This window comes from Corynebacterium freneyi (assembly GCF_030408835.1).
Lineage (GTDB): Bacteria > Actinomycetota > Actinomycetes > Mycobacteriales > Mycobacteriaceae > Corynebacterium > Corynebacterium freneyi.
The window spans coordinates 2,312,300-2,325,133 of sequence record NZ_CP047357.1; the positions used below are offsets into that span (position 1 = coordinate 2,312,300).

A 12,834-nucleotide genomic window follows, 5' to 3' on the forward strand; every position below is an offset into this window, starting at 1 on the left:
TTCGCGACCGGTGCCCGGCGGCCGGTTCCCCGCGTCTAGTTCTTCGCGGACTCGGCGCCGGACTTCGCTCCGACCTTCTTGACCCGATTGGCGCGGGCGGCCCTGCGCCCCTCGGCGGCCGCGGCGATGCGACGCTCGCGCGCCAACTTCAGGGCGAATCGGCGCTGTTCCTTGTCATCGAGGTACAGCGGGTCGTCGGAAAGCCCCTTCACCAGCGCGAACATCAGCGCAATGATGACCAGGACGAACGGGCTCGCGGCGAGAATGGTGACGGACTGCAGGTTGGACAGCGCATCCTCGCCACCGGTGAGCAGCAGCACGACGGCGATGAGGGCGGTCGCGATGCCCCACATCGCGGTGACGGGACGCGACGCGGTGAGTCGGCCGTTCTGGCTCATCGTGCCCATCACCGTCGACGCGGAGTCGGCGGAGGTGACGAAGAACGTCGCCAGCAAAATCATCGCGATGAACGCGGCGACGCCGCCGAGCGGGAACGAATCCAGCAGCGCGAACAGCTGGCCCTCGGCCGCGCCGTCGCCCCAGATGGACTGGCCGATCTGTTCCAGGTGAATCGCCGAACCGCCGAAGATGGCGAACCACACAAGGGACACCAGCGACGGGACGAGCACCACGGAGAACACGAACTCGCGGATCGTGCGGCCACGGGAGATGCGGGCCAGGAACATGCCGACGAACGGCGACCACGACACCCACCACGCCCAGTAGAAGATCGTCCAGCCCGACAGCCACTCGCCGGCGGTGCCGTCGGCGGAGGCGCCGGTGCGGGCGGCCATCTCGAAGAACTGCGACAGGTAGGAGCCCGCGGCGGTCGGGATGGTGTTGAGGATGACGACGGTCGGCCCGGCGACGAGCACGAACACCGCGAGAACCAGGGCGGCGACCATGTTGAAGTTCGAGATGTACTGGATGCCCTTGCTCACGCCCGACAGGGCCGAGACGAGGAACGCCAGGCCCAGCACGATGATGATGCCCAGCATCAGCCACGTGCCCGGGTTGTGCACCAGTCCGGTGTGCTCCATGCCGGCGGTGATCTGCAGCACGCCCAGGCCCAGCGACGCGGCGGTGCCGAAGACGGTGGCGAAGATCGCCAGCACGTCGATGACCTTGCCCAGGAAGCCCTCGGCGTTGCGCACGCCGATGAGCGGCACGAACGCGGCGGAAATCAGCTGACGACGGCCCAGGCGGTAGGTGCCGTAGGCGATGGACAGGCCGACGATGGCGTAGATGGACCACGGGTGCAGGGTCCAGTGGAACATCGTGGAGGCCATGGCCGTGCCGACCTGGTGGGGGTCGCGGCCCGGCACGCCGTCGCGGTAAAAAGTCAGCGGCTCGGCGACGCCGTAGAACATCAGGCCGATGCCCATGCCGGCGGCGAACATCATGGCGATCCAGCTGACCGTGGAAAATTCGGGTTTCTCGTCGTCACCGCCGAGGCGGATGTGCCCGAACTTCGACAGGGCGATACCGAAGATGAAGAAAATGAAAACGGTGCCGGCGAGCACGAACAGCCAGCCGGTGTTCTCGACGACCCACGCCAGCGCGGTCGAGGCGAAATTCGCGAAGCTGTCGGGCCACGCCAGACCCCACACCACGATGGCCAGGATGAGGCCGGCGGCGGGGATGGTGACGGCGAAGTCGACGCCCGAACCGGAGCGCCCGTCGGAATCTTCGCCGGGCAGATCATGGTCGGCGATGGCCGGCGGCGGCACGACGGGGCCGGAGGCCACGCCCGCGGCGTCGCCGAACCCGGAGGCTTCGAGATTCCCTTCCGTCTCGTGCGTTGGCCCGTGTTCGGGCCCGTGTTCACGGTCAGAGGTGGTCATGCAATCACCATGACGCCCTTTGACCTGCGATTTCAAATGAAAATCACGTAAATCTCAGGTTTTGCCAAGATTTGACGTGCTTTACGACGAGGCAATGTTTGACATATTCGCTGGTCAAACGGTTCTGCGGTGAATGCAAATCACGATTGCTTAACGATATCGGCGCCCCGCCGCATTTACACGCATATCGGGGTGGTCACGGGGCGGCGCCAACTCAATCGTCGTCGCCGAGCCCGTCGGCGAAGTCATCGTCGTCGGAGTCCCGGGCCGCCCGGGCGTCGAGCACCGCCTGGTAGAGCTCGCGGTGCTTGACCAGACCGGCGGTGCCGGCGACCGACCGGCACGCGTCCTTCAACCGTTCGCCGCCGGAAACGCGGAATTCGACCTCCTCGACCAGGTCCTCCGGATTGACCGGGGCGGTGGAGACGCCCGCCCCCTCGAGGACGACGGTGATTTCGCCGCGCACCCCGTCGGCGGCCCATGCGGCGATCTCCTCCAGGGTGCCGCGGCGGGTTTCCTCGTACATCTTGGTCAGTTCGCGGCACACCGCCACGCGGCGATCGCCCCCGAGAATGTCGGCGGCGTCGGCCAGCGTCGACGCCAGCCGGTGGGGCGATTCGAAGAAGCAGCATGCCCGTTGCTCGGTGGCCAGCGACTGCAGCCAGTCCCGGCGGGCGCCCGGTTTGCGCGGGGCGAAGCCGTCGAAAATGAACCGGCCGACCTTCAGACCCGACAGGGCCAGGGCGGTGGTCACCGCCGACGGTCCGGGCAGGCAGGTCACCGGCAGGTCCGCGTCATGCGCGGCGGCGACGACCGCCAGGCCGGGGTCGGAGACGACGGGCATGCCGGCGTCGGTGACCACCAGGACGCGCCGGCCCGACCGGGCGGCGTCGAGAAGCTGCTCGATGCGCTGCTCTTCGTTGTGGTCGAAGTTGGAGACGACCCGCCCGCGGATCTCCACCCCCAGCGCCGACGCCAGCTGGCGGGCCCGGCGGGTGTCCTCGGCGGCGATGACGTCGGCCTCGCCCAACGCCGCCCGGAGCCGGTCGGTGGCGTCGCCGATGTTGCCCAGCGGCGTGGCGGCCAGGGTGATGCCCGGTTGGAGGCCCCGGTTCCCCACGTCTCCCGGCGGGGCGTCGCCCGTCGGAATGCGGTCAGTGTCGCCGTTGGAAGCCATGGACGCGATCCTATCGGCCCTTGCCTATCATCGTGGGCGTGACCCAGCCTCTCCTCGAGCCGCAGACCGACGGTGCCGAACCGGTTTCGCCCCGGGAGCCGCGCGTGCCGGTCCGGTGGACGCCGTGGGACACCCGCGCCTTCGCGGTGCTGGGCGTCGTCGCCGCGGTGTCGCGGTTCGCGGGTCTGCACTTCCCCACCGACGACGGCACCCCGGTCTTCGATGAAAAGCACTACGTCCCGCAGGCGTGGCAGATCCTGCGTTCCACGGGCGATCCGATCGTCGGCGGCATCGAGGACAATCCGGGCTTCGGTCTGGTCGTCCATCCGCCGGTGGCGAAGCAGGTCATGGCCGTCGGCGAGTTGCTGTTCGGGTACACGCCGTTGGGGTGGCGGTTCATGTCCGCATTGTGCGGCGTCCTGGTGGTGCTGGCGATCATGGACATCACCCGCCGGCTGTCCGGTTCCGCCGCGGCCACGCTGGTGGCGGGCGTGGTGGCGATCGCCGACGGCGTGCTGTTCGTGTCGTCGCGCATGGGCATGCTCGACATCATCCAGACGGCCTTCATCATCGGTGCGGCATGGGCGCTGATGGTGGACCGGGATCAGGTGGCGCGCAGATTGGCGGCGTCGCCGCCTCCGCTTGACGACGACCTCGGCCCACCCCTGCCGTGGCGGTGGTGGCGGTTCACGGCGGGTGTGCTGCTCGGTCTGGCGCTCGGCGTGAAATGGTCGGGCCTGTACTACATGGCGGCGTTCGGCCTGTTCAGCGTGTTCTGTGATCTGGTCGACCGGCGTCGGGCGGGCGTCGGCAAGCCAACGCTGGGGGCCCTGGTCCGCGACACCCTGCCCGCGCTCGGGCACCTGGTGGCCGTGCCGTTGGCGGTGTACCTGCTGTCATGGCGTTCGTGGTTCGCCGAGGAAACCTCCGTGTACCGGCACCTGCCCGCCGACCAGCGCGACACCGGCATCCCCGGCGCCGACCGGCTGCCCGAGGCCGTGCAGAACTGGCTGCACTACCAACGCGGCGTCCTCGAATTCCACGGCTCGCTGACGACCTCCGGCGGCCACGAGCACCCGTGGGAATCCAAACCGTGGCAGTGGATCTGGTCCGGGCGGCCGATGCTGTACTACTCCACCGAAACGACCTGCATGGGCGGGCGGGAGTGCAAGGGCTGGCTGATGCTCTTCGGCACCCCGCCGATCTGGTGGTTGCTCGTCCCCGTCGTCGTCTGGGCCCTGTACCGCTGGGTGCTCCGCCGCGACGGCCGATTCGCCCTGCCCGCCATCGGATTCCTCGCCTCATGGGTGCCGTGGCTCATCGTCTACGACCGCCAGATGTACTTCTTCTACGCCACGGCGCTGATCCCCTTCGTGATCATCGCCATCGCCCTCATCGCCGGCGACGTCGCGCGCTGGCGGCCTCGGGGGCGATCCGTCGGCATCGGCATCGTCGCGGCGTACCTCGCCGTCGTCGCCACCGCATTCATTTTCTGGCTGCCCATCATGACGGGCATTCCCCTGCCGCTGGACACCTTCGAAATGCGCCTCTGGCTGCCGAGCTGGAAGTAACCGGAGCAGGGCAGGAAGTAACCGGGGCCGAGCTGCAAGTAATAGGAGCGGGGCTGGAAGCAACGGGCGGCGGTCAGTAGTCCACGTCGCCCGGCAGACCCTGCACGGGTCGGCCCGCCGCCGCACGCCACGCCTGCGCCATCGCCGCGGGGGTATGACCGCCGAGCCACACCAGCCCCAGGGCGAGCGCGGAGACGGCCATGAGGGCCAGACCCGCGACATCGGCGACGCCGAGGGTGCCCAGCACCAGATCGTGGGTGGCGAAGCCGATGGAGAACATCGCCGCCGCACCGTAGACGGGCGTCATGCCCATCGCCGCGCGCGGCCGCCACGCCGCCCAGAACATGCCCACGGCAAACGCCATGCGCAGCGCCACCACATCGATGGTGGGGGCCACCAACTCGTCGAGGGCGGCGGCCGCCGCCGCGGCGTCGTCACCCAACGCCTGCCCCAGATCCACGCCCGCGTCGGCGGACGCCTGATCCATCGCACCGCCCGCGCCGACCAACAAACCGATGCCCCACACCAGATGCAGGACGCCCAACAGCACGAGCAGCACCCGCGCGGAACCGGTGACGAAAAACCACGCACGCTCACGCCGGCGTCGCTCCGGTTCGACGGTCGACAAAATGCGCTCCGACAACGCGGCCATGTCGGCGGGGTCGGGAAGCGACGGACGTGCCGCCGGGCCGACCGCACCGGATGCCGAACCCGACGCGGTGCCGCCCGGTTCCCCCGCCGGGCCCATGAGCAGAGAACGATTCAACGCGACGGCTTTCTCGAACCACGCGCGGCACTCGTCGCAGGCGTCGAGATGCGCGTCGACGACGTCATCGTCGGCACCCGACTGCTCGCCGTCGAGACGCGCCGACAGCGCGGCGCGAACATCCTCGCACTTCATGCGGCCCCCTCCTACGCGGTGAACAGCCGGTCGAGACTGGCCCGCCCCGCCCCGAACGCCCACACCACGATCAATCCGCCGATGAGGGACAGCACCAGTTCCGCGCCATCGTCGCGCATGAACAGACCATTGCCCAGATGCACGGCCCACAGGGCGCCCAGCATGGTCACCACCAGCACCATCGCCACCGCCGGGGCCAACAGCCCCAAAATGAGCAGCGCACCGCCGACGAGCTCGACGATGGCCATCAACCACACGGTGATCTCCGCCTGCGGGATGCCCGCCGCCACGAAATAACCGGTCGTCTTGTCGACGCCGGTGATGAAGATCTTGTCCCACCCATGGGAGACGAAAATGACGCCCAGGATGAGGCGGAGCACGAGCAGCGCTCCATCGCGTACGGCGGGTCGGTCCATGGACGTCAAGAATAGCCGGGGTGCCCCAAGCGCGAAAAAGGGCCCTTCCGAACCCCTTCGGAAGAACCCTGTCGCTGACACCCGGGTGTCGAGCGTGGAGCTAAGGGGAATCGAACCCCTGACCTTCTCGATGCGAACGAGACGCGCTACCAACTGCGCTATAGCCCCTCGCGCCTACGGGATCCGGATTCCGGCGAAGGTACCGGCTTCCCGTCTGCGACGAAAGCAACTTTAACAGCCCCACCCCGGGGGCCAAAATCAGCAGGTCATTGGCCCGCGGCCCGGCGGATGTCCTCCTCCGGGAACTCATGGGTGGCGTAAGGCAGATCCGCGAAATCCGGGTCCTCGTCGTCAAGCTCGACGACGACGGCACCGGGGCGGCGCAGTCGCTCGGGAATGCCCAACTCCTCGTCCTCGGAGTTGCGCACGCCCATGCGGGCCATCTTCATTCGGCGGATGCGCCGGGCGCGCAGTTCCTTCTCCGCGATGACGGTGCGGCGCAGGTACACCAGGTACAGCACCATCAGCCCGGTGCCGGCCAGCGGCAGCCACCAGGTCCAGCCGCCGACGACGACGCCGAGGACGACCCCCAGCACGATCAGCGCGGCCAACACGCCGACGCTGCGGCGGCGACGCGCGAAGCGGGTCTCGGCGTAGCGGGCGTCGGACACCGGGTCGAAACCGCCACGACCGCGGCGACGCTCGGCGAACGCCAGATCATCGTCGGTGAGGGTGTCGTCGAGCTCGGCGAAATCGGCGTCGTCGACATCGAGGTCGGCGTCGGAACCGGCGTCGGCATCGGAATCGTCGGTGAGCACCAGCTCATCATCGGTCTCGGCGACGGCATCCGCATCCGCACCGTCCTCTGCGGTCTCGGCAGCGTCGGTGGTCTCGGCGGCCTCGGCGTCGTCCGCATCAGCGTCATCGGCGGCGGCTTCGGCAGCGGCGGCGGACTGCCCCGCCGAAGTCTCACCGTCGATGACCAGGAAGTCCTCCGGGGTCAGGTACGCGCGGGCGTCCTCGACCGACGCATCGGCGATGGCCTTGGCGGCCGCGGCGCGCGTGGACGGCTCCTCGGCGGCAAGGTCGGCGTCGTCATCGACCGCAGCGTCGGCGTTCACCTCACCGCCGGCCTCCGAGTCGGTGTCCGCGTCTGCCTCCGCGTCGGCGGCCGCATCCGCACCGGCATCGGCACCGGCATCGGCACCCGCCTCGAGCTCGTAGACGATGTCGCCGTCGACGACCGCCGGCACCTCATCGGCTGCGGCCGCGTCCCCGGAACCGGCATCGTCGCCACGCACACGGCGCCCGAGACGCGACCGCCCACCCCGGGCGTCGAGATCCCCGGCGCCCTCCTCCGTGTCGTCGATGAGGATGGCGTCATCCAGGTCATCGCGCGGATCATCCAGCTCGGCGTCGACGGTCTCCAGCGACTCGTCGACCTCCTCGCCCGGGGCGCGCACGTCACGCTCGGTCAGGGCCGGGCGACGGCGCCGCGTGGCCACGGACTCGCCGCCCTGGTGGAGCAGACGCGTGCGGCCAAGTGCCTCGGACGTGCGCCGGATGGGCTGCCTGGTGTTGACCACCAACGGCGCGAGCACGAACAGCCACACCACGACGATGAGCACGAGGAGCAGAGAGCTCGACATGGTCGGGATTCCTCCTGTCGTCGGAAATGTCCCCGGTGCCGCAGGCCCTTCCCCGACCCGGCATGGGTTTGGATCAACGTTAACGCCCGTCCCCGGGGTTTCGTTCCCGCCACGCCGATCCGTCGACGACGTCGCCGCGCAGCGTACGCACCGCCCCCGACGCCACGAGCGCATCGACCGCGCCACCCTGCGTCGTCAGCCGCTCCAACAGCAGGTGATCCCGCCAGGCGCCGTCGATGTGGAACGCCTCGCGGACCACGCCGACCTCCCGGAAACCGCAGCGCTCCAGCACCGTCCGCGATGCCGCGTTGTCGGCGAGCACGGTCGCCTCGATGCGGTGCATCCCCAGCGCCTCCGCATGGTCGCAGGCCAGGGCGAGCGCCGCGGTGGCGGCTCCCCCGCCCCAGTACGGCGACGCCACCCAGTACCCCGCCCAGCAGGTGGCCACCGGGAACGGGCGGATGGAGCCGAGAGTCATCTGCCCGGCGAACCGTCCGTCGAGCTCGATGGCGGCGGTGGCGGCGTGCCCGTCGGCGGCCGCGAACCGGGCACCGCGGAGCATCTTCCGAAACGCCCGCGGCGAGCTGGCCTTCTCCCAGTCCGGTTCCCCGGTGGGTTCGACGGCACGCAGGATCGCCTCGTCGCCCAGCCGCGCCGCCCGCCATTCAGCCAGGTCGGAGCGCCGCAACGGCCGCAGTCGCACGATGCCGGCGGCGGTGATCAGGCGCTGCGACCGCATCTCCATGTGTTTCGCCGTCTCCCCGCTCGCCGTCCGTCGTCGCGTCACGCTCATGCTTGACGACGTCCACGTGGACGCTACGCCTGCCGTGCCAGGAAGAGGACGTCGACGATGTCGCCGGGGCGCACGTGCGTGACGTCGTCGGGCACGACCACCAGGCAGTTGGCCTCGGCGAGACCCGCCAACAGGTGAGCCTGTGCGCCCGTGGCGCCGCCGAAGGGCTGCACCAGGTACTCGGAGGTCTCCCGGTCGCGCATGAGCTGACCGCGGATCAGGCCGCGGCGGCCGGCCACCGAGTCGACGGGGGCGATGGCGCGGGCGGGGACGGTGCGGCGGCGGGGGTTGCTCTTGCCCAACGCGATGCGGATCAGGGGGCGGACCATCACCTCGAACACGACCATCGCCGACACCGGGTTGGACGGCAGGAGGAAGGTGGGGATGCGGTCGTCGCCGAGCAGCCCGAAGCCCTGCACCGAACCGGGGTGCATGGCCACCCGCTCGACGTCGATCTCGCCCATCTCGGACAGCACGCGCCGGACTTCGTCGCCGGCGGCACCGCCCACGGCGCCGGTGATGACCAGCAGCTCGGACTTGATCAGCTGGCCTTCGATGATCTCGCGGATCCGACGGGGCTCGCCGGCGGCGATGCCCACGCGGTGGACCTCCGCCCCGGCGTCGCGGCCGGCGGCGGCCAGCGCGTAGGAGTTGACGTCGTAAACCTGGCCGAGGCCCGGCTCCCGGTCGACGTCGACGAGCTCGGCGCCGATGGACACCACGGACATGCGCGGCCGGGGATGCACGAGCACCTTCGACCGGCCGACGGCGGCCAGCAACCCCACCTGCGCCGGGGAAATCACCGCACCGGCGGACACGGCAACGTCACCGGGCTGGATGTCGTCGCCGACGCGGCGGACGAAGTCGCCCGACTTCACGGCCCGCAGGGCGGTCACGCGACGCTCGCCGCGGTCGGACCAGTCCAGGGGCAGCACGGCGTCGGCCAGGGTCGGCAGCGGGGCGCCGGTGTGGACGCGGACGGCCTGCTTCGGCTGCAGCCGCATCGGGTGGTGCGAGCCCGCGGACACCTCGCCGACGACGGGCAAGGTCACTTCGTCGAATTCCGCCAGGGTCTCCCCCGAGTCGCCGCGCACGTCGACGGCGCGGACGGCGTAACCGTCGATGGCGGACTGCACGAACCCGGGCAGGGGCGTCTCCGCGACGACGTCTTCGGCGCAGAGCAGTCCCAGCGACTCCGAAATGGCGATGCGCACCGGGGCGGGCATCGCCGCGTTCGCGGTGATCGTCGCGAGCTGCTCCTCGACTGAGCGCATCAGGCGTCCCCGGTTTCCTCGTCGCAGAAGTCCGGCGAATCACCCTGGGGCAGGCGGCGTTCCAGGTAGCGGCGCAGCGACGGGCCGTACGTCGGGTGGCGCAGGCCGAAGTCGACGCACGCCTTGATGAAGCCGCCCGGGTTGCCCAGGTCGTGGCGGAAACCGTCGTGGATGACGATGTGCACCGGGTGACCCTCTTGGATGAGCAGCTCGATGGCATCGGTGAGCTGGTACTCGCCGCCCTTGCCGCGGTCGATGCGGCGCAGGGCGTCGAAGATGGCGCGGTCGAGCAGGTAGCGGCCCACGGCGACGAACGTCGACGGCGCCTCCTCCGGGGAGGGCTTCTCCACCATGCCGCGCACGCGCTTGACGTCGGAGGCGGCGGCGCCACCGTCGGCACCGTCGGCGGGCTCCTCGATGTCGAAGACGCCGTAGTTGAACACGTCCTCGCGAGGCAGCTCGAGGGCGCACAGCACGGATCCGCCGTATTCGGCGCGGACGGCGGCCATGCGCTCCATCACGCCGACGGGCAGCACCAGGTCGTCGGGAAGCATGACTGCGACGGCCTCTTCGTCGTCGTCGAGAAGCTCTTCGGCGACGAGCACCGCATGCCCCAGGCCGAGGGGCTTTTCCTGCACGACGCCGCGGACCTCGATGACCTCGGTGGCGCGGTTGACCTTGTCGGCGATGTCGTTCTTGCCGCGCTCGCGCAGCGTTTCCTCCAGGTCGGGGCGGGGCTTGAAGTGCCCGAGCACGCCGTCCTTGCTGGGGGCGGTGACCACGGCGAGGCGGTCGGCGCCGGCGGCCGCGGCTTCTTCGGCGATCATCTCGATGCCGGGGGTGTCCACCACCGGCAGCAGTTCCTTCGGCACGGTCTTCGTCGCCGGCAGGAACCTGGTGCCCATGCCGGCGGCGGGGACGATGACCGTGCGGGCGGCATCACGTCCGGGGGCGTCGCTTCCGGCGTTGTCGTGGGCGTCGTGCGGAGTGGTCATGCGCCCACCCTACCGACTGTCGGGGCCCTGTCCCGGGAAGCCGGGCGGTAGTGTCGCGCACATGGGAAACGTGTCGGACGGGGCCTCGAAATCGGCTTTACGACGGTCGCTGCTTGAGCGGCGCAGCGTCTCGGACCCGGTGCGGCGGGGACGCGACGATGCGCGACTCGCCGCCCGGGTGACGGAGTGGATCGCCTCGCACACGGCGGGATCCACCGCACCCGGACCCTCTGCGTCCGGGTCCGGAACGCCGGTATCCGCGTCCGGCGGGGTCATCACCATCGCCGCGCACGTGCCGGTCGACGTCGAACCCGGCGCCACGTCGCTCGCCCCCGACCGGCTCCTCGACTCGCTGGCGACGATCGCCGGGATGCCGCCGGTGCGCCTTCTCCTGCCCGTGTGCCCGCCCGGGCCGCCCGCGGCCCTGCACTGGGCGGAGTACTCGGACGGCTCGACCCGGGGCAGCCTCGCGCCGGGCAAGTACGGGCTGCCCGAGCCCGTCGGCCCGAGGTTGGGGCCCGAGGCCATCGCCGATGCCGCGGTCGTCATCGTCCCCGGCGTGGCCGCCGACCGGACGGGCATGCGGATGGGCCGGGGCGCCGGCTACTACGACCGCAGCCTCGCCCACGCGACCGGCGCAGTCGCCGTGATCCTCCACCCGAACGAGGTCGTCGACGCCGTGCCCCACGACGTCCATGACCTTCCCGTCGACGCCGTCATCACCGCCGACGAACTGATCCTCCCCCGCCCCTGAGCGGCCCCCGCCCACACACCGCGGACACCCCGCGACCGAACGGGCACCCCCGGCCGAAAAAGATGGAACCGATCGTGCCCCGCGCGCGTCCAATGCATTGAGGAACAACGCACCGGGAACACACCGGAATAACACGAGGAAAGGGCGGGGATCATGCGGGGGACGGATCACGGACGGGGCGGCGGCGACACGACCACCGGCCGCACCCGGCGGGGAGGGCGGTTGACTCCCCGCAGGCGTCGTCAAGCAATCGCCGCGGGCCTGGTGGCGCTGGCCATCGCCGTCGCGGCGCGGGACCTGGCCACCCCGGACGCCGGCACGACCGAAGTCGTCGTGGCCGCCCGGGACGTCGCCGCCGGGACGGCCATTACCGAAGCCGACGTGACCGTCGCGGCGGTACCCGAGGAACACGTCCCCGACCGGGCGCTGGCCACCGTCGACGACGTCATCGGGGCGACGCCGGCCGGACCGTTGACGCGCGGCGAAATCCTCACCGAACCCCGATTCGCCGGAATGGCCCTGGCCGAAGCACTCACCGGCATCGCCGACGCGCACATCGTCGCCGTCGCTCCCCGCGACGCCGGACTCGCGCCGATGCTGCGCACCGGAGACATCGTGGACGTGCTCGCCCCCGGGCCCGAAGCGGGATCGGCGCGGCCCGTCGCCAACGGGGCCCGGGTCGTGCTTTCCGACGACGACGGCGTCGTCCTCCTCGCCCTCCCGCCCGGCGCCGCGGCGACCGTCGCATCCGCCGGCCTCGACCTGCCGCTGACGCTGGTGCTGTCCCGATGACCGGCACTCACCCCAACCGCAAATCAACAGAAACGGATAATTCGAACGACAGAGATGTGGTTTCGATGCGGGGTTACGCACTGGCCAAAACCCGAGGAAGCGTCGACGAAAACGCTGGTTAACAAAGGCGAAGCGAACGGCGTTTTGTGATGTTCACCCCAATGGGGTGCTTTTCCGAAGTTGACCGATTATGTTGTATTCGTCAAGTCTCCGCAACGAAGGGAAACACCATGCTTTCGGGCTTCAAGGAATTCATCATGCGCGGCAACGTCATCGACCTCGCGGTCGGTGTCGTCATCGGTGCCGCCTTCACCGCCATCGTCACGGCTTTCACCGACAGCCTGCTCGAGCCGCTGCTCAACGCCATCGGCGGCGCCGAGGTCACCGGCCTCGGCTTCGAGATCATCAAGGACAACCCGTCGACCTACCTCGACTTCGCCGCCGTCATCACCGCAGTGATCAACTTCCTGCTCGTCGCCGCCGTCGTCTACTTCGTCATCGTCGCCCCGATGAACAAGTTCAACGAGATGCGCGAGGCCAAGCTGCAGACCTCGGCCGAGGAAGAGGTCACCGAGGCCGACCTGCTCACCGAGATCCGCGACCTGCTGGCCAAGCAGTCCGGCACCCCGGACACCGCCCTGAACAAGAACCTCGACGGCGACGCCTAA

General features: G+C 69.9%; 12 protein-coding genes and 1 tRNA gene. 4 read left to right on the forward strand and 9 right to left on the reverse strand.

The features are described 5' to 3' along the window. Window positions 1-35 precede the first annotated feature (35 nt). Together CFREN_RS10345 and rsmI are read right to left on the reverse strand one after the other, a co-directional pair. Entirely contained in the window at window positions 36-1,844 is a 1,809-nt protein-coding gene (locus CFREN_RS10345; protein WP_209652099.1) for a BCCT family transporter, read from the reverse strand. A 214-nt stretch (window positions 1,845-2,058) separates the two neighbouring features. Then, window positions 2,059-3,021, reverse strand: a complete 963-nt coding sequence (rsmI, locus tag CFREN_RS10350; protein WP_209652097.1) for a 16S rRNA (cytidine(1402)-2'-O)-methyltransferase — start codon at window positions 3,019-3,021, stop codon at window positions 2,059-2,061. Between the two features lie 38 nt (window positions 3,022-3,059). Between rsmI and CFREN_RS10355 the strand changes: the two genes are divergently transcribed. After that, a complete protein-coding gene (locus tag CFREN_RS10355; RefSeq protein ID WP_246580223.1) occupies window positions 3,060-4,592 on the forward strand; it encodes a dolichyl-phosphate-mannose--protein mannosyltransferase in 1,533 nt (510 codons plus the stop codon). A 73-nt stretch (window positions 4,593-4,665) separates the two neighbouring features. Here the strand turns inward: CFREN_RS10355 and CFREN_RS10360 are convergent, their stop codons facing one another. The 7 genes from CFREN_RS10360 to CFREN_RS10390 form a co-directional block, all read right to left on the reverse strand. Then, window positions 4,666-5,493, reverse strand: coding sequence for a zf-HC2 domain-containing protein (locus tag CFREN_RS10360; protein WP_209652094.1), 828 nt, complete (start codon window positions 5,491-5,493; stop codon window positions 4,666-4,668). An 11-nt stretch (window positions 5,494-5,504) separates the two neighbouring features. Next, on the reverse strand, window positions 5,505-5,909 hold the full coding sequence (locus CFREN_RS10365; RefSeq protein ID WP_070521696.1) for a DoxX family protein: 405 nt from the start codon (window positions 5,907-5,909) through the stop codon (window positions 5,505-5,507). Window positions 5,910-6,004: 95 nt separating this feature from the next. Further along, a tRNA-Ala gene (locus tag CFREN_RS10370) sits at window positions 6,005-6,077 on the reverse strand. A 98-nt stretch (window positions 6,078-6,175) separates the two neighbouring features. Further along, window positions 6,176-7,558, reverse strand: a complete 1,383-nt coding sequence (gene sepX, locus CFREN_RS10375; RefSeq protein ID WP_209652091.1) for a divisome protein SepX/GlpR — start codon at window positions 7,556-7,558, stop codon at window positions 6,176-6,178. Between the two features lie 79 nt (window positions 7,559-7,637). Continuing rightward, the gene (locus CFREN_RS10380) at window positions 7,638-8,351 is read right to left on the reverse strand and encodes a GNAT family N-acetyltransferase (RefSeq protein WP_244979486.1); all 714 of its coding nucleotides are present in this window, start codon (window positions 8,349-8,351) and stop codon (window positions 7,638-7,640) included. Between the two features lie 23 nt (window positions 8,352-8,374). Continuing rightward, window positions 8,375-9,625, reverse strand: a complete 1,251-nt coding sequence (glp, locus tag CFREN_RS10385; protein WP_070521704.1) for a molybdotransferase-like divisome protein Glp — start codon at window positions 9,623-9,625, stop codon at window positions 8,375-8,377. Further along, window positions 9,625-10,620: a UTP--glucose-1-phosphate uridylyltransferase gene (locus CFREN_RS10390; RefSeq protein WP_209652089.1), complete on the reverse strand. Its 996-nt coding sequence runs from the start codon at window positions 10,618-10,620 to the stop codon at window positions 9,625-9,627. Before CFREN_RS10390 ends, glp begins: the two co-directional genes overlap by 1 nt. Window positions 10,621-10,681: 61 nt before the next feature. On the opposite strand from CFREN_RS10390, the gene CFREN_RS10395 reads away from it, so the two are divergent. From CFREN_RS10395 to mscL, 3 genes are all read left to right on the forward strand, one after another. Beyond that, entirely contained in the window at window positions 10,682-11,374 is a 693-nt protein-coding gene (locus CFREN_RS10395; RefSeq protein ID WP_209652087.1) for a 5-formyltetrahydrofolate cyclo-ligase, read from the forward strand. Between the two features lie 153 nt (window positions 11,375-11,527). After that, complete coding sequence (locus CFREN_RS10400; RefSeq protein WP_209652085.1) at window positions 11,528-12,166, forward strand: SAF domain-containing protein; 639 nt, start codon at window positions 11,528-11,530, stop codon at window positions 12,164-12,166. 230 nt (window positions 12,167-12,396) lie between these two features. Continuing rightward, entirely contained in the window at window positions 12,397-12,834 is a 438-nt protein-coding gene (mscL, locus tag CFREN_RS10405) for a large-conductance mechanosensitive channel protein MscL (RefSeq protein WP_209652083.1), read from the forward strand.

Bases quoted from the DNA above. Each gene is read 5' to 3' on its own strand.
- CFREN_RS10345 (WP_209652099.1), bottom strand. From the start codon at position 1,844: ATGACCACCTCTGACCGTGAACACGGGCCCGAACACGGGCCAACGCAC.
- rsmI (WP_209652097.1), bottom strand. From the start codon at position 3,021: ATGGCTTCCAACGGCGACACTGACCGCATTCCGACGGGCGACGCCCCG.
- CFREN_RS10360 (WP_209652094.1), bottom strand. From the start codon at position 5,493: ATGAAGTGCGAGGATGTTCGCGCCGCGCTGTCGGCGCGTCTCGACGGC.
- CFREN_RS10365 (WP_070521696.1), bottom strand. From the start codon at position 5,909: ATGGACCGACCCGCCGTACGCGATGGAGCGCTGCTCGTGCTCCGCCTC.
- sepX (WP_209652091.1), bottom strand. From the start codon at position 7,558: ATGTCGAGCTCTCTGCTCCTCGTGCTCATCGTCGTGGTGTGGCTGTTC.
- CFREN_RS10380 (WP_244979486.1), bottom strand. From the start codon at position 8,351: ATGAGCGTGACGCGACGACGGACGGCGAGCGGGGAGACGGCGAAACAC.
- glp (WP_070521704.1), bottom strand. From the start codon at position 9,625: ATGCGCTCAGTCGAGGAGCAGCTCGCGACGATCACCGCGAACGCGGCG.
- CFREN_RS10390 (WP_209652089.1), bottom strand. From the start codon at position 10,620: ATGACCACTCCGCACGACGCCCACGACAACGCCGGAAGCGACGCCCCC.
- CFREN_RS10395 (WP_209652087.1), top strand. From the start codon at position 10,682: ATGGGAAACGTGTCGGACGGGGCCTCGAAATCGGCTTTACGACGGTCG.
- CFREN_RS10400 (WP_209652085.1), top strand. From the start codon at position 11,528: ATGCGGGGGACGGATCACGGACGGGGCGGCGGCGACACGACCACCGGC.
- mscL (WP_209652083.1), top strand. From the start codon at position 12,397: ATGCTTTCGGGCTTCAAGGAATTCATCATGCGCGGCAACGTCATCGAC.